Below are 25,214 nucleotides of genomic sequence, written 5' to 3'. Positions count from 1 at the left end.
ATAGAATGAAAATAACAAATATTTGCTGCATCGGAGCAGGTTATGTTGGTGGACCAACAATGGCAGTTATAGCACAAAAATGTCCACATATTAAAGTCACTGTTGTTGATTTGAATGAAGAAAGAATTGCAAGATGGAATGACGAAAATGTAGACAATATTCCTGTCTATGAACCAGGTCTTGGTGAAATAGTTGCACATTCTAGAGGTAAAAACCTTTTCTTCTCAACACAAGTTGATAAAGCAATTGAAGAAGCTCAAATTATATTTATCTCAGTAAATACACCTACCAAAACTTATGGTTCTGGTAAAGGTATGGCAGCCGATTTAAAGTATATTGAACTTTGTGCAAGACAAATTGCTAGAGTTTCAAAAACTGATAAAATTGTTGTTGAAAAATCAACTTTACCAGTAAGAACTGCTGAGGCTATTAAAAGTATTTTAGATAATACAGGTAATGGAGTGCAATTTCAAATATTATCCAATCCAGAATTTTTGGCAGAGGGAACAGCAGTGGAAGATTTATTAAGTCCAGACCGTGTGCTTATTGGTGGTGACACAACAGAAGAAGGTCAAAGAGCTATTCAATCTTTAGTTGAAGTTTACGCTAATTGGGTTCCAAAAGAAAGAATTTTAACTACAAATGTTTGGTCTTCAGAGTTGTCTAAATTAACAGCTAATGCTTTTTTAGCACAACGAGTTTCATCTATAAATGCGATGTCTGAACTTTGTGAGAAAACTGGTGCTAACGTAAATGAAGTAGCCAGAGCTATTGGAATGGATAGTAGAATTGGACCAAAATTCTTAAAAGCTTCTGTTGGATTTGGAGGTTCTTGTTTTCAAAAAGATATTTTGAATTTGGTTTATATTTCTAAATCTTTCGGATTGAATGAAGTTGCCGATTATTGGGAACAAGTTATTATCATGAACGATCACCAAAAAAGAAGATTTTCTAAAAATATAGTAAGTACTTTATACAATACCATTGCCGATAAAAAAATTGCATTTTTAGGATGGGCATTTAAGAAAGACACAAATGATACTCGTGAATCAGCAGCTATTTATGTTGCAGATGATTTGATTAATGAGCAAGCAAAAATTGCTGTTTATGATCCTAAAGTTGATTATAAACAAGTAATTTCCGATTTGAATTATCTTGAGACACGAACTGACGAGCAAAATAGAAAGCATGTAACGTCTTTCAAAGATGTATATGAAGCTTGTGCCAATTCTCATGCTATCGCAGTATTGACAGAATGGGATGAATTCAAAACTTATGATTGGCAAAAAATCTACGATAGTATGCAAAAGCCAGCTTTTGTTTTTGATGGTAGAAATTTATTAGATGCAAATAAAATTAAAGAAATAGGTTTTATTTACCAAGAAATTGGTTCATAATTTTTAATTGTATAAACGACTTTTTGATGGATATAAAAATAGGTGTGATTGGTTTAGGATATGTTGGATTGCCGCTAGCAAGATTGTTTGCGACCAAATATCCTGTAGTAGGATTTGACATAAATCAAAATAGAGTATCAGAACTTAATAAAGGTAACGATTTTACTCTTGAGGTTGAAAAAGAATTATTACAATCCGTACTTATAGAAAAACCTTTAAGCAAAGTAGGTTTGTTTTGTACAACAAATTTAGAAGATATTAAAGATTGTAATTACTATATAATTACCGTACCAACGCCAGTTGATAAAAACAATCGACCAGATTTAACTCCTTTATATAAATCAAGCGAAACAGTAGGTAAAGTTCTTAAACAAGGAGATATTGTAATTTATGAATCTACCGTTTATCCTGGACTTACAGAAGAAGAATGTGTTCCTGTTTTAGAACATGTTAGCGGATTGAAATTTAATGTTGATTTCTTTGCAGGCTATTCTCCAGAACGAATTAATCCAGGAGATAAAGAACATACCGTTGATAAGATATTGAAAATTACCGCTGGTTCAACTCCAGAAATAGGTATAAAAGTAAATGAAATATACAAATCGGTTATTACTGCCGGAACGCATTTAGCTCCTTCAATAAAAGTTGCTGAAGCGGCCAAGGTAATTGAGAATTCTCAAAGAGACATCAATATTGCTTTTGTAAATGAGTTGGCTAAAATTTTTAATATTCTTGATATTGATACCCAAGCCGTTCTTGAAGCAGCTGGTACAAAATGGAATTTCTTGAATTTCAAGCCTGGTTTAGTTGGTGGACATTGTATCGGTGTTGATCCTTATTATTTAGCTCAAAAAGCGCAAGAAGCAGGTTATCATCCCGAAATAATTTTGGCAGGAAGACGTCTTAATGATAGTATGGGAGAATATGTTGCTTCTCGAATCGTTAAGTTGATGATAAAAAAGCGAATTCCTGTAAATCACTCTAAGTTATTGATGTTGGGAATTACTTTTAAAGAAAATTGCCCTGACGTAAGAAACACTAAAATAGTAGATGTCATAAAATCATTACAAGATTATGGAATAGAAGTATCCATTTACGATCCATGGGCTAATCCAAGTGAGGTAAAACATGAATATGGATTAGTAACAACGGAAACAATACCTACTGATAAATATGATGCCATAGTTTTAGCTGTTGCTCATAACGAATTTTTAAATATAGATTTAGAACAATTTAAAAACCCGAACTCTGTTGTTTATGATGTAAAAGGAGTTTTGAAATGTTCAATAGATGGTAAATTATAATATGAAAAAAATAGTAATCACAGGCGGAGCAGGATTTATAGGTTCTCATGTCGTAAGACGATTTGTTAATAAATATCCTAATTATCACATATATAATCTAGATGCATTAACTTATGCTGGTAATCTTGAAAACATAGCCGATATAGAAAATGCACCCAATTACACTTTTGTAAAAGGCGATATAGTAGATGCTGATTTCATCAATGCTTTGTTTGCAGAGCATCAATTTGATGGTGTGTTGCACTTGGCAGCTGAGTCACATGTTGATCGTTCTATTACAGATCCTTTGAGTTTTGTAAAAACCAATGTCATCGGAACAATGAACCTTTTAAATGCAGCTAAAACCATTTGGAAAGACAACTTTGAAGGTAAACGATTCTACCATATTTCTACTGATGAGGTTTATGGTTCGCTTGGCGCTGAAGGATTATTTACTGAAACAACAAGCTACGATCCAAATTCTCCTTATTCTGCATCTAAAGCAAGTTCTGATCACTTTGTAAGAGCTTATGGAGAAACTTATGGATTACCTTATGTAATTACAAATTGTTCCAATAATTATGGGCCTTATCATTTTCCAGAAAAATTGATTCCACTTTTTATAAATAATATTATCAATAATAAACCACTTCCGGTTTATGGAGACGGAAAATATACTCGCGATTGGTTGTTTGTAGAAGACCATGCAGTTGCTATTGATTTAGTATTTCACAAAGGAAAAAATCACGAGACTTATAATATTGGTGGTTTTAACGAATGGCAAAATATCGATTTAGTAAAATTATTATGCGTTCAAATGGATTCTAAATTAGGTCGTCCTGAAGGAACTTCTGAACAATTGATTACTTATGTAAAAGATAGACCAGGACACGATTTGCGCTATGCAATTGACGCTACCAAAATCAATAAGGAATTGGGATGGAAACCATCTGTAACATTCGAACAAGGATTAGAGCGAACTATCGATTGGTATTTGACTAATGAAACTTGGTTGAAAAATGTTACTTCTGGTGAATATCAAAAGTATTATGACAAACAATACGAATAGAACTTCTTCACTATTATTGTTTTAAAACTCTTCTTTTGAATTTGTATATTACCTTTAAATAATAAGAAGATTATCTTCAAATAGTATCAGAAACAATGCTGATGCTTCATAGATGCAAACAATTTTAGATGCAGTTATAGGTTTTGCAAATTTATTTTTTTAAAATAGTATTAATGTTGTATGCATTTCGTCGATTATAATTACTTATTATCGAATACTTTCATAGTTGTATTTTCAGTGAAAGAAAATGTGTTATTTTAGTAGATTAAAATATCTAATTATATTTATAGTCAAATAGTTAGCTTTAAAAAAAATTGAGCAAATAATATAAAAAGTCACATAAACACTGATGTTGCATAGAAAAAAAACTACATTTATTACGCTCCTTGCCGTTTTGATGGTCCTGTTAGGAATAAACAAAACTCAAGCTCAGGTAAATGCTTACACTCTAACACAATCGGTTACTGGATACACTCCATTATCTGGAGCTACAACAAATGCTTTCGCAGCGCCATGGGATAATCAAGCGGCAGTTCAAGTGCCGTTGGGGTTTACTTTTACTTTTGATAGTGTCAATTTTACACAATGTTTTATTAGTCCAAATGGTTTTATAACTTTTGGAATAGTCGCTCCATCAGCTACTAATTATGTCCCTTTATCAGATAATACACCCTATAATGGAGCGACTAGTGGAGGTGTTGTTTGTGCCTTAGGTACCGATTTAATTTCAAGTGCAACTACTCCAGCAAATATAGTTTATGCAACTGAGGGAACTGCGCCCAATAGAACTTTTGTAGTACAATGGACTAATGCAAATAGAAAGACAGCTGTTGGTGATTTTGATTTTCAAATTCGCTTATCAGAAACTTCTAATGAAATACTTTTATCATATGGTAATTGCGATACATCTCTTTCTGCATTAACGGTAAATGTTCAAGTAGGTTTGAGAGGGCAAAATAATGATATCTCTCAAGGAAATGTTTTTAATCGTTTTCAAGGAAGTAGTCAGCTTTGGGATGTAACTGGCGCAACCATAAATGGGACGGTAAATTCACATACACTTATTACCAATTCATCGGCTTATCCTCCTTTTGGATTTCAGTATTTGTATGTGCCTGGTCCACCCTGTGTGACTCCGCCAAGTCAACCAACAGATTTGGTTATTGGTGGAACAAGTATTACAAGCAACTCTTTTGTAGGTAATACTTTTACTGCTGCAACACCAGCACCTTCTAAATATTTAATTGTAAGAAGTACAGTAAATATACCGCCAACTGCAGCAACATTTATTAATAGAAATTCTTATTCTGTAGGATTTAATTATGGAACAGCTCCAGTTTATAGAGTTGTCGCTAATTCTAATTTATTAACGTTCAATCAAACAGGATTAACTTCAGGTACAACTTATTATTATTGGGTTATTTCTTATAATGAAAAATGTGCTGGCGGACCATTTTATAATTTGACAAATCCACTTTTTGGTTCAGCAACAACTTGTTTTCAGTCTACAACAGCTTTGGCTGCAACAGCAGTAGGAGGAAATGATTTTACCGCAAATTGGTCAGCTGTAGCTGGTGCCACAGGATATGCTATTGATGTGTCAACTAGCAATACTTTTGCGACATTTCTACCGGGTTATAATAATTTACTTTTGAGTTCAGCAACAACCTCACTTAATATATCAGGTTTGTTGCCATTTACAACCTACTATTACAGAGTAAGAGCTTTGGGACCTGGATGTATTGTTAATAGCAATACAATAACGGTTTCTACAACATGCGGTTTTTATACTATTCCTTATGTTCAAAATTTTGATTCTACTCCAGTTGGATCGGCTCCAACATGTTTTTCTGTTTTAAACATCAATGCGGACACTAATCAATGGAGAACACAAACGGTTAATTTTGCATCAGCGCCTCGTTCATTTCAAATTGATAAAAACATAACAAGTGATATGAACGATTGGTTTTTTCTGCCAGGTTTGAATTTAACAGCTGGTGTTTCTTACCGATTAAAATTTAGTTATAATACAGGAAATACAAGTTCTAATTCAGAGAATTTGGCTGTTTATTATGGTACTAGCCAGTCTGTAGCAGGTATGACAAATACTTTAACTACTCTAACTGGAATTGATAATAGTTTCTATGAAACCACTCAAATTGATTTTACACCAATTAGTTCAGGTGTATTTTATATAGGATACAGAGGATATAGTATAGCCAATCAGACTTATATTGCCATTGATGATATTAGTGTAACTTTATCACCATCTTGTATTGAACCTACCGAGGTTGTATCTTCTGCTGTTACAGCTACAACTGTTACTCTTAATTGGGTTCCTTCTACAACTCCACCAGCATTGGGGTATGAATATTTTCTTTCAACTACAGCAACGCCACCAACTATAGCTACCACTGCTACTGGATCAGTTGGTGCAGGTATTTCAACTTTAAATCTTACAGGATTAAATCCAAGTACAAGTTATTGGGTTTGGTTAAGAGGTAATTGTTCAAGTTCCGATAAAAGTATTTGGTCGATGGAGGAAACTTTCAATACAGAGTGTTCACCACCTACAGTAGTATCAACTATTCCTGTTACGAGATGTGGATATGGAACTGCAAGTTTAGTAGCTAATCCTAGTACTGGTTCTGCAATTCGTTGGTTTGACGCTTTATCTGGAGGTGCTCAAGTTGGCTCGGGTAACACATTTACTACTCCAGCTATAAGTGCAACGACAACTTATTATGCAGAAGCTAGAGCTTTTGGTGCAATAGCAAAGTTAGGACCATCCAATCCAAACACTCAATTGGGAGTGAAAGGACTTCAAAATTATCAAGGCTTTGTAAATTTTACAGTTAATTCAAATACCTCTTTACAATCGGTAGATATTTTTCCAATTGCATCTGGACAATCAGGTCAATTGGTGATAAGAAATTCATCTAATATTACACTTGCAAGTTTTAATTTTACAACTACGGTTTCTGGAGGGAATACACTCCAACAAATCAACATGAATTATACTTTAATTCCAGGGATGTATAATTTGTATTTTAGTACTTTGCCAGCTTCAGGATTGAGGATGAATACTACAAATGCTGCCTATCCATATACTTCATCTGTGGCCAGTATCGACGGTAATAGTATTGATGGAAATTTTAATTTAGGTGCCTACAATTGGAAATTTACAACAGAATGTTTATCAGCAAGAATACCAGTTACTGCAACAGTTACTACACCTCCAGCTTTAAGTTTAAGTACAACTTCTCTAACTATTTGTGAAAACGAAACAACTTCGCTAGTAACTATTAGTGGAGCAGGAGCTTATGATAGTTTAGTTTGGTCTCCAGCTACAGGAGTTTCTGGAAATGTCGTTTCAGGTTTTACTTTTAATCCTACAGTTACAACTACTTATTTATTGTTAGCTAATCAAACATCTGGAAGTCTTTGTGGAAACTTGGCTTCAATAACAATTAATGTAAATCAAGCACCTCCAATAGTATCTATCCTTCCTGTTAATCCATCAATATGTGAAGGAACAATTCAGCCACTTTTTGGTAGTACTAGTATTGCTACTCCTGCAATTTTAATTAATGAAAATTTTAATTCACCAACTAATAATTGGGTTGTTGCAAATACTTCTACTGGAGGTGATACAAACGCTTCTCAATGGACTTTAAGGCCAAGTGGATATAACTACATAAATGGTTTTGGTTGGAATGCTACTTTTAATAGTAATGATAATTCCCAATTTTATTTAGCCAATTCCGATTCGCAAAGTGGTACAGCTGGAACAGTTACTAGAACAACATTAACATCACCTTCTTTTAATTTAGCAGGATTTACTTCTGCCAATCTTAGTTTTTTTCACTATATCAATGCCATCGCTTTTGATAAGTTTGAAGTGCAAATTACTTCAAATAACGGAGCTACTTGGACTAATTTAACGTCTTATACCGTTTTGCAAGGCAGCCCATCAGCTTTTTCTAATGTGGTTGTTGATTTGGTTGCTTATTTAGGTATGCCAGATTTAAAAATCCGATTTAATTATGAGTCAAATTGGGGTTATTGTTGGGCATTAGATAATGTAAGAGTATCTGGAACACTTTCTGCGGCTCTAACATGGACACCAATTACAGATTTGTATTCAGATGCAGCAGCGACTATACCTTATGTTGCAGGTACACCAGCAAGTGTTGTTTATTCAAAACCAACCAATACGATAACATATACAGCAACTTTGACAGGTTCTAACGGATGTATAAGGTTTGTTACCAATACATTAACCGTTTCTCTACCTACAGTAGCAGGTGTGCTTTCAAGTGATCAGTCAATTTGTACAGGAGTGCCAGCTAACAACTTAGTTTTGACAGGCAGTTTTGGTACTATTTTACGTTGGGAATATGCTAATGACGCAGCGTTTACTTCAGGTGTAGCTACTATTGCAAACACAACAACTACATTAACTCCAGCACAAATGGGTACTTTTACTACCATTCGTTATTTTAGAGCAGTAATTAGTAGTGGTACTTGTAGTCAATTATATAGTAATGTAGTATTTGTTGCCTTTTATAATACCACTTGGAATGGAACTACCTGGAGTAATGGTCCGCCAAATGCTACAACAAGAGCAATATTTGCTGGAAATTATACTTCAACAGGAGATTTATTTGCTTGTTCTGTTAGAATAAATTCAGGTGTTGTAACTTTTAATACAAATCACTCCTTAGTTGTAACTAACGATGTTGTTGTTGCTGCCGGTTCTTTAATTTTTAATAATAATGCAAGTTTAGTTCAGGTTAATGACGCTTCAATAAATAGTGGAAACATAACTTACAGACGTTCGGCAATGCCTATGAGACGATTTGATTATACTTATTGGTCTTCTCCAATTGCGAATCAAGTTTTGTCTACATTTTCTCCATTAACACCAACCGATAAGTTTTTTGTTTTTAATCCAACCATAGCCAATTGGTCTAATGTTGCTGCAGGTTCTAGTATGACTGTAGGTAAAGGATATTTGGTTAGAGCACCTATTACCTATAATCTTGTTACAACAACAGTTTATAATGGAAGTTTCGTTGGAGTGCCAAACAATGGAATCGTTGCAAGTCCTGTGTTAGTCTCAGCAAGTGATTTTAATTTAATAGGAAATCCATATCCAAGTGCTGTTAATGCAGATTTGTTTTTATCAGATCCTCTGAATGTTGGAGTAGTAGATGCTACTATTTATTTTTGGACTCACAATACGCCAATTGCGGCAGGTCAGTATACCTCTAACGATTATGCTATTTATAATTATTTAGGAGGAACAGGAACTAGTTCTGCGCCAAATACTGGTGTAAACTCATCAGTTCCTAATGGCAAAATCGCTTCTGGACAAGGATTCTTTATTAAAGCACTCTCTAATGGTTCAGCAACTTTCTCAAACGCTATGAGAATTGTTGGAAACAATGACCAGTTTTTTAGAATGCAATCACCATTGAATCCATCAACATCAAAAACAGTCGTTTCTGAGAAACATAGAGTTTGGTTAGATGTTGTAGACCAGCAAGGCAGTTACAAACAAACCTTAGTTGGCTATGCTACCAATGCAACAATGGGAATTGATAGAGGTTATGATGGTGAATATTTAAATGTTGGAAATCCAGTTGCTTTATATTCTTTAGCAAATTCTACTACAACATTGTCTATACAAGGTCGTTCTTTACCCTTTTCAGATTTAGATGAGGTACCTTTAGGATTTTATGCTGCAACTACAGGAAGTTTTACAATTAATTTATACGACTTTGATGGATTATTTCTTAATCAAAATATCTATTTAAAAGACAAAGCACTCGATATCATTCATGATTTGAAACAGTCATCTTACACTTTCCGAGCTGATGCAGGAACTTTTAATGAAAGATTTGTTCTAGTTTATCGCAACCAAGCTTTAAATATCAATTCGTTTTCATTTAATGCTAATGATGTTATAGTTTATAAACCAAATCAAGATCTTCATGTCGATGCAGGTAAAACTATTATGAAATCAATTAAAGTATTTGATATTAGAGGAAGGTTGTTGCTTGAAAAAGAAGCTATTAATGCTAATAAAACTTCTTTTAATGTAGGTTCAACTAATCAAGTACTACTTATTGAAATTACTTCAATAGAAGGAACTACAATTACTAAAAAATATGTAAATTAATTAGGTTAATTTTACTCCAATACAAAGCGCTATTACTTGATTAATAGCGCTTTTTCTTTGTGATACAGTACTTTAGTTTGTTTTTTTATAGACAAAAGACCTATTTTATGGATAAACTACTTTGCAATTGAGATTTAACGAGTTTTGGTGCTATTCATCGAGAATATTTTAATTCTCATTAGTACGGCTGTAGTTTTGCTTCAGAAATTTAAACAAAGGTAATGAACACAAATACTACATCAACTTCTTTCATCTCTGAAAACAGAAAGTTTTTAGTTGTTTTATTTATTGTATTTTTATTGTCAAGCGTAGGTATGTTTGGTCAAACAAAAACAGAGGTTACTCCAGTTTGCGAAACGACAACAACTACTATTTGCACAGAAACAGTAAAAGCTGTTGCCTTTGATTCTGATGTAGATTTTATGAATTGGTTTATGGGTTCTAAACAAGTACAAACTATTCAAAAAGCAGCTGAAACTGCAACTACAGTTTCTAGAAAAAAACAAATTATTTCTTCTGGTGTAACTCCAAATAAAGTGCTTTACAGAACTTTTATGAAAAGAGTTATCAGTCAAGAAACAGCAATAGCGTAAGTTAGGTTAGAATTAGAATAAATAGGTTAGTTAGAATAGAAGCTTCTCATTTTTGAGAAGCTTTTTTTTTGTTTTAATAATCTATTAAAAAAATAAATTTCTCTTCATCATTTTTTAATGTTAAAATAGCGTAAAAATAACAATGATGTAATGTTTAAATGAAATTGTTTAAAAGCATATTTTATCAAAATAATTCTTACTAAATATGTAGTATTTTTTTAAAAACACTATGTTTTTTATCGATTATATTTTACACTTCATCGATTTATCACGTAGACAGCTAGTTATATTAAGATTTTACAAAAATTTAATGTATTTTTATAAACTTATAATAAAAGTATAGTACCCTAAATATAAATGCTATGATGATATCATTACAAGAAAAAGTAACAAATGCCTTTTTGAAAAATAACATTACTAAAACTTTGTTGGTTGTATTGTTAGGATTTGCAGGTAGTAATAATTTAAATGCTCAGGTCTCACAATATTCGTTGGATCAATTAGCGGTTACTACGACAGCAGGAGCAGGTGTGCCTGCTGGAACTCCCTACACCAATTTCCCTCTTGTTGCTAATTATCCAGCTGGTGCACCAGCAAAAACAGTTTCTATTGCTGCAGGAGCACAAGTAGATGATCAAATATATAACATTAATTTTGGTGGTGCATTTAATTTTAATTTTAATGGTACTAGCTATAATAATGTAAATGTTTCTACAAATGGTTTTGTTTATTTTGGAACAGCTAGTGGTACACCTGCAACAGAATACAATCCAATTTCATCAACAAATACATATTCAGGAGCAATTTCTGTTTATGGAAGAGATATGGATTTTATTAATGCCGCTACTACTACATTAGGTTATAGAGTTGTTGGCACTGCACCAAACAGAATATACCAAATAGAATGGATAGCTAGAAGGTCAAACGCAGCAAATGCCTCTCCTGATGGAACTGTTAATATGATTTTTCAATTGTGGATGTATGAAAACAATGGAGTAATTGAAATGTTATATAATCCAACCAATCTTAGTGCAACCTCTCTAACAGGACAAGTAGGCCTGAGAGGAAATGCTAATACTGATTTTAATAATTTAGGTTATACTAATGCTGGTCTACCTTGGCCAACTGGAACTATGACAACAATATTAAGTGGTGTACCTAATACTAATACTAGTAGTGTTATTACAAGAGGTACATCTACAACAACTGCTGCAACAATTCAACCAACATCTTATAGGTTATTTAGATTTACACCTGTAACGTGTTTCGCAGCTGGAAGTCTTAATGTTTCAGGTTTAACAGCAACTACCGCAACAATCAATTGGTCTGCTGCAACACCAGCACCAGCTTTTGGGTATCAATATTATGTTGGTACTAATCCAGTTCCTACTGGTACTACTGGTTCAGTTGGAGCAGGTGTGCTTACGGCAGGTTTAACAGGTTTAACAGCTGGTCAACAATATTATTATGCAGTTCGTTCGGTATGTAGTACTTCTCCTTCTAATGTAAGTGCTTGGTCAACGGTTGGTACTTTTACAACATATTGTTTGCCTGTGAATGTGCCTTATTATGAGCCATTTGATGGTCCAGTTCCAAACGGAACAACACCTTTTCATGCAACAACAGGTTTATTGCTTCCAGTTTGTTCTTCTCAACAAAATGTAGGAACAGGAAATCCATGGGTTACTTCTAGTGCAGATTATTATACAGGTTCAGGTATGGATCAAAACATATTAATGTATAATGGTCAGAATCCAGGAAATTCAAATCCAGCAAATGTTTGGTTTTATACAGGAGGTATTAATTTATTAGCTTCACAATCATATACTGTAGATTACCTATACGGAGGAACAGATGTTCCTTCTACAGTAACTAATAGAATGCAAGTTGCTTATGGAACATCACCATTGTCGGGTTCTATGACTACAATTTTAGATACTCATAATAATATTAAAGCATCTCCTTTTCAAAATAAAATTACATTTACACCACCTGCGGATGGGGTATATTATATAGGTCTTAGAGCTTTTTCTGATGCAAATAACGGACAGTTATTTGTTGATGATTTACAAGTGTATCCATCAATTTGTTTAAGACCAACTGCTGTTTCAGTTTCAAGTATAACAGGTTCATCTGCATTCTTAAGTTGGACGCCACCAACACCTACACCATCTTCTGGTTATGTGTATTTCTTCAATACAACTGGTGTTGCGCCAACAAATGCTACAGTGCCTTCTGGAACTACAGGTTCTACAAACGTTACTTTAACAGGATTAGCAGGATTAACTACCTATTATTTTTGGGTTCGTTCAAGTTGTGGCTCCGGAGATTTTGGTGAATGGGTTGCTTTGAATAATGCAGGAAATCCATTTTTTACAACTCCAGTTCAAATAAACTACTGTGCTTCTGTAAGTACAACAAACCAAAATTACTTTACTAATTTTGCTACAACCGGTGCTATATCAGATGTTTCAAATGCAACTGGATATGCAACAGGTGGGTATGCTAATTATACGTCACAAATTATTACACAAGCACGTTTAGGTACAGTAAATGTTAATACTACATATAATAGTATGGCTGGTGGAGTTGGTATAGCGATGTGGGTAGACTGGAATCAAGATGGTACATTTGATAATACAACAGAAAGAGTTTATAACTCGGCGGCATATTTATCAACGCCTCCTACAATAAACTTTACTGTTCCTAATACAGCATTATTAGGTTTAACAAGAATGCGTATTGTGGTAGACTGGAATGCTACAAGTCCAAGTGCTTGTAACGCATCAATGACAAGAGGTGAAACCGAAGACTACGGATTTGAAGTAGTAACAGTTCCACCAGCATTAGTGATTGATAATATTGATGATACAGTTTGTGCTGGAAGTCCATCTAATCCTATTGTTGTTACAACTGGTTTTGCGGATTACCAAACTTTTTCTTGGTCGCCTTCAACAGGAGTAACAGGATCGGGTACAGTTGGAGATCCTTACATTATCACATCAAATACTACACAAACTTATACATTAACAGCATCTCAAACAGCTTCACCATTCAGATTTAATAGAGTGCGTTTTGTTTACAATGCAAATCCATTGCCAACACCAATTACAGTTACTCCAGCAACACCAACTGTTTGTCAAGCAGGGCCTGCGGTTCAGCTTACTGCTACCGGTGGTATCGTTGCAGGATTTCCAATATTAAATGAGAATTTTAATGATGCAACTAATGCTTGGACAGTAGCAAATAACGGAGGTAATCCTGCTGCATTGTGGACATTAAGACCAAATGGATACAATGAACCATTGGGAGCAATTCAAAGTAATGATTCCTCTCAATTTTATCATGCAGATAGTGATACTGGTTCTGTTGCCGGAGTTTTGGTATCAAATACCTTTTTGACTTCTCCAGCATTTAGTACAGTAGGTTATACACAAGCTTCACTAAGCTTTTGGCATGTTTATAATTTTTTCTCTGGCGATAGTGGTACGGTACAAGTTTCAACTAACGGAACAACTTGGACAAACCTAGCGGTTTACACAAGTGACCAAGGTACTTATACTAATTTCCAAAATGTTATCATTCCGCTTAATGCATATTTAGGTCAACCTACAGTATATATTCGTTTTTGGTATAATGCAAATTATGACTGGTCATGGTCTGTAGATAATGTACTTGTTTCGGGAAGTGCTTCATCAGCAGTAACATGGAATACTTTGGTAGCTCCAGTAGCAAATGGAGTAGCTGTTCCAGGTTTATTTACTAATCCTGGTGCAACTACACAATATATAGCTGGTTCCGGTTCGGCTTCTGTTTACGCAATGCCATCTGCAGCTGTTACCTACACTGCAAGTGCAAGTACTCCGTCGCCAGTTTGTACGACTGTAACAGAAGTTCCAGTAACTGTTTCACCAATTGTTGCAGGAACTGCTTCTGGTAATCAAACGATTTGTTATGGAGCACCTACAAATTTAACTTTAACAGGTACTACAGGTACGGTTACTGGATGGCAATATTCGGCAAATTTAGCTTTCACAACTCCAGTTGCTATACCAGCAAGTGCTTCAGCTACATTGACATCTGCTCAAATGGGCAACTTGTTTGCAACAAGATATTACAGAGCGGTAGTTACAAACGGAAGTTGTACGGCTTATTCAAATGTTATTACTGTAACTTATGATTCAACAACTTGGGATGGTTCTGCTTGGAGTGATGGTTTTCCAAGCGCCACAAAAACTGCAATTTTTGATGGAGATTATACTTCAACAGGAGATTTAAATGCTTGTTCAGTATATATATCAAGTGGTGATGTTACGTTCTTAGGAGGTCATTCATTAATTGTACAAAATATTGTAGATACTTCTGGAGGAACTTTAACCTTTGAAAATAATTCAAGTTTAGTTCAAGTGGTAAATGGTATTACTAACGTAGGTAACATTACTTACAGAAGGAATACTACACCAGTTAGAAAATTTGATTATACCTATTGGTCTTCACCAGTAGCTCCTCAAACATTAGTTGGATTGTCTCCACTAACACTATTTGATAAATATTTTTCATTTAATCCAGCTATCAATAATTGGGTAAGTGAAGCAGGTACTAATTTAATGATTGCAGGGAAAGGATATATAATAAGATCACCAAATAATTTCGACCCTATTACACCTTCTATATTTAATGGTCAGTTTTTTGGTACTCCAAATAATGGTGTGATTAGTACGCCAATTGTTATTGGAGCTAACGATGTAAATTTGATTGGTAATCCGTATCCAAGTGCTTTAAATATTGATACGTTCTTCGATTTCAATGGTATTACTACAGGTACAGGAGTAATTGAAAAAACAATTTATTTATGGACACATAATACTGCTGTTAACAATAATAATTATACCAACAGCGATTATGCAGTTTATAACTACATGGGAGGAATTGGTACTACTGGTGCACCAGGAGCAAACAATGCGGTTCCAAACGGAAGAGTAGCCTCTGGACAAAGTTTCTTTATAAAAGGACTATTAAACGGAAATGCAGTTTTCAATAACTCTATGAGAGTGGTTGGAAACAATAACCAATTCTTTAGATATAATAACCAAGCAACAGCTGTAAATTCAGGTAATAAAAGCCGTGTTTGGTTAGAAGTCTTCAACAATCAAGGAGCTTACAAACAAACAATGGTTGGATATGCAGGTGGTGCAACTAATGATTATGATAGTGGTTATGATGGTGAAATCTTAGATTCTGGAAGTACAGTGAATTTCTATTCTACATTAGGAATTAAGAAATTAGCTATTCAAGGTCGTGGTTTACCATTTAATGAAAATGATATTATACCATTAGGATTTAAGAGTACAATAGCTGGTAGTTATGAAATAAAACTATCAAACTTTGATGGCATTTTCGATACTCAAAAAGTATATCTAGAAGATAAATTATTAAACGTAATACACAATATTAAGTTAAGTAATTATATGTTTACAACTAATGCAGGAACTTTTGATGATCGTTTTGCATTACGTTTTACAGACAGTGCTTTACAAGTAGATGACCAATTGTTTACTGATGAATCATTAGTAATTTTCAAAGAAAATCAAACGATTAACATTACTTCTTCATTAACTCCAATGAAATCTGTTCAAATATTTGATATTAGAGGAAGTTTAATATATTCAAACGATAAGGTGAATGCAGTAGAGCATAAGATAACTAATCTTCATTCATCACAACAAGTCTTGCTTGTTAAAGTAGTTTCAGATAATGGTACTATTGTTACTAAAAAGATATTATTTTAACATTTAAATAGTTAAATATTTAGTTAAGCCCATACAATAATTGTATGGGCTTTTTTTATTTGTAAAAATTACTTCGTCGCATGTATTTCAACGATTTTTTTTGTGCTTACATCGTTTTTGTGAAAAACATGTTAACTATATATTAAAATAATTTATATCTTAACACATTAATTAACCCAATTTTTTAAATTATGATGAATAACTACAATTCTCTGAGTTATCGAAAATTATCGAAACTCAGCTCGCAAGAGCCAGAAGTAGCTGGGAATGCTCCCAATTATAGTGGCAAAATGCGAACTTCGTGGCTTGTGAGTTTGATGTTGTTTGTTGGTTTGCTTTTAACCAATTTTACAGCTTTTTCTCAAGTAGGAAATTACAGTTTTGCAACTGGAACTTCTGGTGCTTTAGATGCTATGACAGGTTCGACACAATTAGTTGCCGCTAGTTCTGACGATGGGGCTTCTGCTGTTACAAATATTGGATTTAACTTTATTTTCAATGGCGTAACCTACAATCAATTTTCTGCGAATGCGAATGGTTTATTGCGTTTAGGATCCACTGGTGTTACAACTGCTTTTTCAAATGGAACAGCAACAAGTACTACAGCTTGGTTTAATTCAACGGCAAACTTACCAATTATTGCGCCTTATTTTGATGATTTGGCTACTGGTGTTGGCGGAAAAGTACATTTCTTATTGACAGGTACTGCTCCTAATAGAGTTTTGAAAGTAGAATGGTTTGTTACTGTTCCTAGAGCTACTGGTGGTACAGCTGCTGCTAAGTTTCAATGCTGGCTGTCTGAAACAACTAATACAGTTCAATTTCTTTATGGTTCTGGAATGGTTGCTAACACAGGAAATTATTCAGTAGGTATTGCTTCAGCGGTATCTGGTGCTAATCAAATGCAAAGTGTTACAACTTCAACAAATACTGTAAGTACAACAACTTATAATCCATTAAATAGTGGAGCTATTACTGCTGGTAGAACGTATACATTTACTCCGCCAGCTGTTACTGCAGCACCAAATTGTGTTGCTTCACCCACTGCACCTGCAAATGCTGCAACAAATGTTGTTTCTGCAACTTTGTCTTGGCCGTTTGCTACTGGATCTGCAACTAGTTACTTTATTTATTTTGGTACAGATGCAGGCGCAACAAATATTTTAAATGGTGTAGATATTGGTAATGTAAATACTTACACTGTATCATCTGGTATTAGCGCATCGACAGTATATTTTTGGAGAGTGGTACCTGTTAATGCTATAGGTTCACCAACAGGTTGTACAACATGGTCGTTTACATCTGGAGCTTCTCCAAATTGTTCTACTGCACCATCTCCAGCTAATTTAGCTACTGCGGTAGCAAGGAATCCAACGCTTAGTTGGACTGCTCCTTCATCGCCAGCAGCATCAAGCTATGATGTGTATTTTGGAACTAGTGCAACTCCACCATTTGTTGTAAATCAAACTGGAGTTTCTTATGTTCCAACAGCGCCTTTATTGGCTAATACTACCTATTATTGGCAAATTGTTCCAAAGAATGCTTTAGGCTCTGCAACTGGTTGTGTAGTTAATTCATTTACAACAGGAACAACAATATCATATTGTACTCCAGTATATACTAGTGGTAAGACATCTGGAGATTTAATTTCAAATATTTCTATTACTGGTACTACTTTATCAAATAATTCAGGAACTGCCCAAACAAATCCTGCATATACTTATTTTACTGGTCAGCCTAATTACACAGGTTCACTTCAAGCAGGTTCTTCTTACAGTGTAAATGTTACAGTAGGTACATGGGGTAATCAAGCAATTAGAGCTTGGGTTGATTACAACGATAATGGTACGTTTGAAGCTTCTGAGGTTATTGGAGCTACGACAATTGCTCCAGGTCAATCAAATACAGGGCCATTTCCTCCTGCTTCTTTTAATATAACTTTAGCTTGTAATCCTCCTCTTGGGTTACATAGAATGAGAGTTAGAAGTGTTTGGAATGTTACTCCAACTTCTATTGATCCTTGTGCAAGTTCTGGTTTTGGTGAAACAGAAGATTATGATATAACCATAACCACAGCAGATCCATGTCCAAATCCTACTAATTTAGCAGTAAATACTCTTACACAAACAACAGCTAATTTGACATGGACTTTAGGTTGTGCTGAAACAAACTGGGAAGTGGCTGTTCAACCGGCAGGAACTGGCCTACCAACTGGTCCAGGAGTTGCAGTAACATCTTCAACTTATGTTGCTTCAGGTCTTACTTTAGCTACTAATTACGAATATTATGTAAGAGCGGCTTGTACACCAGGTTCACTATATAGTGCTTGGGTAGGTCCTTTTGCGTTTGCTACTTTAGATAATGCTCCTGCTTGTACTAATCTTGTTTCTCCTGCAAATGGGGCAACAAATGTGGCTATAACAGGTGGTGCTGCTCAATTAACTTGGTTAGCTCCTGCAACTTCTCCAACAGAAGGTGCTGCAACTTCTTATGATGTTTATTTAGGAACTACAAGTGGTTCACTTTCTTTATTAGGGAATCTTCCTGCACCTGTTAGTGGTAATCCAACAGTTGGTATTACAGGGTTAGGTTACAATCAAACAAACTATTGGAGAATAGTTCCTAAAAATAGTGGTGGAGCTGCAGTTGGCCCTTGTGCTGAGTGGAGTTTTACTACTCAAGGTTTGCCAGCTAATGATATTTGTTCAGGTGCAACAAATTTATCTGTCTTAACGTCTCCTATTACAGGTGGAACTGCAGGTTTAACTAATGATTTTTTACCATCATGTGGTTCAACATCAACAACAACTGCTCCAGATGCATTTTATTCTATTGTTGTTCCTAATGGATATACATTAACAATAGGAAATACTGCATCTAGTTATGATTCTGCTAATACTGTGTTTTACGGTTCATGTTCAGCTCAAACTTTAATAGCTTGTAATGATACTGAACTAGTTCAAACTACATGGCAAAATACTACAGGATCTACTCAAACTGTTTATTGGGTTCAAGATGGTTGGAGTTCAGGTACAGGTACTTTTACCCTTGCGTGGTCTTTAGTTCCTCCTCCAGTAGTTGTTAGCTCATTTACACCAACGGCTGTTTGTGGTCAAGCAGGTGGAACAGTAATGACAATTACAGGTTCTAACTTTACAGGTGCAACCGATGTACAATTCAATGGAATTAGTGCTGGAGCAGGTAACTTTACAGTAAATAGTGATACACAAATAACAGCTACTTTACCTGCAGGTAATACTGCTGGAGTCGTAACTGTTTATAGTGCTCCAAGTTCTAATGGTTCAGCAAGTAGTGCTACTAGTTTAGTAGTAAATGCTTTTCCAACTGTTGCCCCAATTTTAGGTTCATCAAATGATTTGTGTATGCCTAATACATTAGCATTAACAAATGCTACTGCACTTGGTGTTTGGTCAAGTTCAAACTCATTAGTTGCTACCGTTGATACAGCAGGTTTAGTAACTGGTGTTGCAGAAGGAACAGCAACAATTTCATATACAGTAACTGATAATGGTTGTTCTACAGCTTCAACTTATGTTGTTAATGTTAAAGAACCAGTAGTTATTACAACACAACCATCACCACAAGTAATTTTAACAGGAACAAATGCTTCTTTTTCAGTTGCAGCTACAGGTTCAGGTTTATCATATCAATGGGAAGAATCTACTAATGGAGGTACTACATTTTTACCAGTATCTAATGGTGGTGTATATAGTGGAGCTACTAGTAATAATCTAGTATTAACAGCAGTTCCAGACACAATGAATACTTATCAATATCAATGTGTTGTATCTGGAGGTTCTCCATGTGATCCAGTAACTTCAAATAGTGTTTTATTAACAGTAGGAAATACAGCTATTACTTCTAATCCTTCAAATGTAAATTTATGTGATTCAGGAACAGCAGTATTTAGTGTTACAACTTCAGGAATTGCTAATAGTTTCCAATGGTACGAAGATCAAGGTTTTGGTCCAGTGGCTATTTCTAATGGAGGAAATTATAGTGGTGCTACTTCAAATACTTTAACAATTACAGGTAATACAACAGCTAACAATGGTTGGACTTATTATGTAGATGTAACAGGTGCAATTACAGTATCTTCAACAGTAGCTACTTTAAATGTTGCTACAGCAGCTGGAATATCTTCTCAGCCAGTTAATGCAACGGTTTGTAGAGTTACGGGTACAACTACTTTCACAGTTGGAACTTCAGGAAGTGTTACTGGTATTCAATGGCAAACTTCTGCAAATCCAACTGGTCCATGGACTAATGTTGGTGTTGGAACTAGTTATAGTGTTAACGTAACAGGAACAACTCCAGTGGGTGTTACTTATTATAAGGCAGTTGTATCTGCAGCTGCACCATGTTTAGCTATTGATTCTGATGTGGCTTCACTTACTGTTGTTCAACCAACTATTAGTGTTACTCCAAGTAGCGCTACTTATTGTTCACCGGGTTCACCTGTTAGTTTAACTGCTTCTGGAGCTGTTTCTTACACGTGGTCACCAGCAACAGGATTAGACACAACAAGTGGAGCAACGGTTTTAGCTTCTCCAGCTACTACTACAGTTTATACAGTTACTGGTACAGACTCTTTAGGATGCCAAGGTACAACTACAGTTACAGTTACGGTTTCACCTGCAGTTGGTGCAGCTGCTTCAGCATCTGTAACATCAGTATGCCCAGATGGTCCTGTTCAACTTTCTGCAGCAGGTAGTCAAGTATTCGTAACATCAGCGCCAGGTCTTTATACTTTTGCTGCTAGTACAGGAAATTCTTTAGATCCTATGACAGGAGCTACAGTTATTGGAAGTGCAGCAAATGATGATACACCTTATGCTGCTTCTAATATTGGATTTACTTTCAATTTTAATGGTACTAACTTTACTCAATTTTCTGCATCTCCAGATGGATTTATACGTCTTGGTGCAGGTACAGCAACTTCTCAGTTTACTAACTCATTTTCAAGTACAACCAACGTTAATAAAATTGCTCCTTATTGGGATGATTTAGCTTTAGGTTCAGCTGCAGGTGGTGGTAACATAAGATATGTTACAACTGGTACAGCTCCAAATAGAGTTTGTAAAATTCAATGGTTTGCCACTGTGCCTAGATCTACAGGTGGTGCAGCTAACTCAACTTTCCAGTTGTGGCTATATGAAACTACAGGAGTTGTAGAAATGCGATATGGTACAATGGGAGTTGGTTCGATGTCTGCTTCTATTGGTTTGAGAGGTACAGGTACAGCTGCTAACTACTATAATAGCGTTACAGTTTCTTCAGGTACAGCAAGTTCTACAGTTATAAATGATTCAAATGCAGGTCAGCCTTCAAGTGGAACTATGTATCGTTTCGTTCCAGGAAATCAACCAGCATTTACATACGCTTGGACTTCAACTCCTTCAGGATTTACTTCTACGGCTCAAAATCCTATAGTAAACCCTTCGGTTTCTACAACTTATAATGTGGTAGTGTCAAGTGCATCAGGTTGTAGTGCTTCATCTTCTGTTGGAGTTAATGTTACTTCAGATGCAGTAATTACTACACAACCAGTTGCTCCTGCACCAATTTGTCAAGGAGGTACAACTACTTTAACTGTTGTTGCTACAGGTCCAGGTTTAACTTACCAATGGAAATTAAATGGTGTTGATGTTTCTGGAGCTACTTCTGCAAGTTATGTTATAACTAATGCTGCAGTTGCACAATCTGGAGATTATACTGTATTGATTACACCAAGTTGTGGTAATTCTGCAACTAGTAATCCAGTAAGTTTATTGGTTAATCCAACACCTACAGTTATTGCACCTGCTAATCAATCATATTGTTTTGGTTCAACTATCAGTGCTATTCCTTTGTCAGGAACTCCAAGTGGTGTTGTATTTGATATTACAGGAGGTTCAAGTATTGGTTTAGCTAATCAAACAAATGTAACAGAAATTCCTTCTTTTACAGGTATTGTTGGTTCGGCTACTATAACAATAACTCCAAAAGCAAACGGATGTACAGGAACTCCTGTTACTTATACGGTAACTGTTAATGCTTTACCTAACGTGCCTACATTGACTGCTTCATCACCTATTTGTCAAGGTGCTACTTTAAATTTAACAGCTTCTTCTCAATTATTGACAGGTTATGCGGTTAACCCTAATAGTGGTGTTGCTTTTATAGATATTAGTACTTCAGGAGATTCTGTTGGAGCTATTTCAGATGATTCTGAGCATTATGTTACTTTACCTTCAACATTTACATATAATAATGTACCTTATACTACTGCAGCTATTGGTAACAATGGTGTAATGGTACTTGGTGCTACATCGGGTAATGTATATTGGGTAAATGCCGCACTACCTCAAGCTGCTACTGGAGCCACTACGGGCTTAGGAGATGCTGGTGCTGCTGCTATTTGTGCATATTGGGATGATTTAACTCCAGGAACAGGAGCTTCTATTACAACACAAACTGTTGGTAATAAATATATTGTTCAATGGACTAATGAAGACAGTTTTGCTGCTACAGGAACAGGGACTATTACATTCCAAATTCAATTGGATTTATTATCAGGTCAAATACATTTAGTATATCCTGACGTTGTTTTTGCAGGAGCTACGGCTAATGATAATGGTGGTTCAGCTACTGTTGGACTTAACTATAGTGCAACTGCAGCTCAGCAATATTCATTCAATACGGCAAGTTTAGTTAATAACCAAAGTATTACTTACACACCAAACGCTCTGTCATATGCTTGGACAGGACCAAACGGATTTACTTCTGCTTTACAAAATCCAAGTATTGCTAATGCGACTCCAGCGGCTTCAGGTGTTTACAATGTTACTGTTACAAATACAGCAACTGGATGTTTTGTGACTGCAGCTACAAGCTCTGTTACGGTTAATCCAACATCTGTTGCAGGTACTGCTAGTGCAGCTGCTTCAGTATTATGTTCAGGAAGCGCTACTACAATTAATTTATCTGGTAATGTTGGTTCAATCCAATGGCAACAATCTGCTAATGGAACGACTTGGTCTAACATATCAGGTGCAACATCAGCTACACTTAATACAGGAAGTTTAACTTCTACAACGTATTATCAAGCTGTTGTTACTAGTGGAGTTTGTTCTTCAGCAACAAGTAATGTGGTAATGGTTACTGTTAATTCAGTAACATATGGTTCGATTTCGACAACTACAGCTTGTTTAAATACAAATGCTACTTTAACAGTATCTGGATTAGTAGCTAACAGTACTTCAACAATTGCCTATACTTTAGGAGGTGTTTCACAAACACCAGTCAACGTTGTTGCTAATGCTTCTGGTGTTGGTACATTCGAAGTATTCTTGGCTACAACCGGTCAATCAGTTGTTGTTACAAGTGTAACAAGAGTTGACGTGACGCCAAGTTGTCCATTAGTTCCAACAAGTGGTACAAGTGTAGTTTTACTAGTTAATACAAATTGTTCAACTATTGCTCCAGCAACTTGTGGAACTACTTTAGCTGGTTGGTTCTCTACAGTTACTGCTACATGGTCTAATTTAGCTCAAGGATATAGATTCAGAATCACTAAAGTGGATATGAATACTAATGCACCAATTGCTGCACCTGTTATCATTGACAGACCAGTAAATAATATTTCTTTATCTAACGTTCCAGGAACGACTTACAATTCAAGATACATGTTTGAAGTTGCTGTAATGATGAATGGTGTATGGCAATCTTTTTATGGCCCAGCATGTTACTTAAACACACCAAATCCAGTTTCAACAATTGGCGCACAATGTGGAAGTACACTAACAGCTATGAACCAATGGATAAATGCAGGAGCTGTTTCTAATGTTACTGCATATAGATTTAGAGTTACAAGAGTAATTGCAGGTGTTCCAACAGGAGCTTCTCAAGAAACTACTCAAGGTATCAATAGATTTAACATGACTCAATTGTCTGGTATCTTGTTTGCTAGTACTTACAGAGTAGAAGTTTCATTAAGAAATACTGATGGTACCTTCTTACCTTATGGTACACCATGTGATATTAATACCCCAGCTTATCCTACTACACAAGTAAGAACAGTTCAATGTAATAACTATCAAGTTACAAGCAACTCTGAGTTAATTATTGCAGACGGAGTTAATGGAGCAACCATGTACCGATTTAGAGTTTACAACGGAGTTGATTATGATACATTCTATGACAACCAATTCAACAGATTTACATTAAACAACTTCCCAGGATTAATTCCAAACGGAGCCATTTATTCTGTACAAGTAGCGGTTAGGTTACCAAATGAGACTAGTTTTGGTCCATACAGTAAAGCATGTACCATCAAGACTCCACTGCAAGCAAGAGCTATTGCATCAGATGTTCAATTAGAAGTAGTAAATGTATTTGAAGCTTTAGCTTATCCAAACCCATTTGCAGAAAACTTCAAGTTGGATGTGAAAACTAATAGCGAAGCTAACATTCAAGTTAGAGTTTACGACATGATAGGAAAATTAGTTGAAGATAAAATGATAAACGCTTCTGATATTCAAAACTTTGAATTAGGAAACCAATATCCATCTGGAGTTTACAATGTAATTGTATCTCAAGAGTCTAACACTAAAACTCTACGTGTTATTAAAAGATAGTTTCTAAATTAGAACTAAATAGTTTAAAACCTCCTCAGGAAACTGAGGAGGTTTTTTTGGTTTTATTTTTAATGTTATTTCTCTATTGTTGATAGTATAGAATAAGGTCTTACTGTTTTTGTGATTTCTCAGTTGTCGATATGATAAAGTTGGTGTTGTTGTTTTATGTAATTAGTTTGTGCGATTACTCCGTTGTCGGAATAACATAGTGTTGGTTTGCCAATTGTTGGTTGCTGGCAGTTTTGTTCGTATTTCGT

7 protein-coding genes are annotated in these 25,214 nt (G+C 35.2%); all 7 read left to right on the top strand.

The genetic code is table 11. The features are described 5' to 3' along the window. Nucleotides 1-5: 5 nt before the first annotated feature. The 7 genes from ABD766_RS11595 to ABD766_RS11565 all read left to right on the top strand — a co-directional run bounded on the left by ABD766_RS11595 (nucleotide 6) and on the right by ABD766_RS11565 (nucleotide 24,957). The gene (locus ABD766_RS11595; RefSeq protein WP_344816853.1) at nucleotides 6-1,397 is read left to right on the top strand and encodes a UDP-glucose 6-dehydrogenase; all 1,392 of its coding nucleotides are present in this window, start codon (nucleotides 6-8) and stop codon (nucleotides 1,395-1,397) included. Between the two features lie 26 nt (nucleotides 1,398-1,423). Continuing rightward, nucleotides 1,424-2,701: a nucleotide sugar dehydrogenase gene (locus ABD766_RS11590; protein WP_344816852.1), complete on the top strand. Its 1,278-nt coding sequence runs from the start codon at nucleotides 1,424-1,426 to the stop codon at nucleotides 2,699-2,701. 1 nt (nucleotide 2,702) lies between these two features. Continuing rightward, nucleotides 2,703-3,749, top strand: a complete 1,047-nt coding sequence (gene rfbB / locus ABD766_RS11585) for a dTDP-glucose 4,6-dehydratase (RefSeq protein WP_344816851.1) — start codon at nucleotides 2,703-2,705, stop codon at nucleotides 3,747-3,749. A 349-nt stretch (nucleotides 3,750-4,098) separates the two neighbouring features. Continuing rightward, complete coding sequence (locus ABD766_RS11580) at nucleotides 4,099-9,936, top strand: Ig-like domain-containing protein (RefSeq protein WP_344816850.1); 5,838 nt, start codon at nucleotides 4,099-4,101, stop codon at nucleotides 9,934-9,936. 221 nt (nucleotides 9,937-10,157) lie between these two features. After that, nucleotides 10,158-10,529: a hypothetical protein gene (locus tag ABD766_RS11575; RefSeq protein ID WP_344816848.1), complete on the top strand. Its 372-nt coding sequence runs from the start codon at nucleotides 10,158-10,160 to the stop codon at nucleotides 10,527-10,529. A 362-nt stretch (nucleotides 10,530-10,891) separates the two neighbouring features. After that, nucleotides 10,892-16,318 carry a GEVED domain-containing protein gene (locus ABD766_RS11570; protein WP_344816847.1) on the top strand — a complete coding sequence of 1,809 codons (5,427 nt, stop codon included), beginning with the start codon at nucleotides 10,892-10,894 and terminating at the stop codon, nucleotides 16,316-16,318. Between the two features lie 191 nt (nucleotides 16,319-16,509). Beyond that, on the top strand, nucleotides 16,510-24,957 hold the full coding sequence (locus ABD766_RS11565) for a GEVED domain-containing protein (protein ID WP_344816846.1): 8,448 nt from the start codon (nucleotides 16,510-16,512) through the stop codon (nucleotides 24,955-24,957). Nucleotides 24,958-25,214 lie beyond the last annotated feature (257 nt).

The sequence above is a fragment of the Flavobacterium cheonanense genome, assembly GCF_039539185.1.
Taxonomy (GTDB): Bacteria; Bacteroidota; Bacteroidia; order Flavobacteriales; family Flavobacteriaceae; genus Flavobacterium; species Flavobacterium cheonanense.
The sequence above is the reverse complement of the archived record's forward strand: the minus strand, read 5'-3'. Positions and strand labels throughout refer to the sequence as shown.

Coding starts and splice junctions, on each gene's coding strand:
- ABD766_RS11595 (WP_344816853.1), top strand. CDS start 6: ATGAAAATAACAAATATTTGCTGCATCGGAGCAGGTTATGTTGGTGGA.
- ABD766_RS11590 (WP_344816852.1), top strand. CDS start 1,424: ATGGATATAAAAATAGGTGTGATTGGTTTAGGATATGTTGGATTGCCG.
- rfbB (WP_344816851.1), top strand. CDS start 2,703: ATGAAAAAAATAGTAATCACAGGCGGAGCAGGATTTATAGGTTCTCAT.
- ABD766_RS11580 (WP_344816850.1), top strand. CDS start 4,099: ATGTTGCATAGAAAAAAAACTACATTTATTACGCTCCTTGCCGTTTTG.
- ABD766_RS11575 (WP_344816848.1), top strand. CDS start 10,158: ATGAACACAAATACTACATCAACTTCTTTCATCTCTGAAAACAGAAAG.
- ABD766_RS11570 (WP_344816847.1), top strand. CDS start 10,892: ATGATGATATCATTACAAGAAAAAGTAACAAATGCCTTTTTGAAAAAT.
- ABD766_RS11565 (WP_344816846.1), top strand. CDS start 16,510: ATGATGAATAACTACAATTCTCTGAGTTATCGAAAATTATCGAAACTC.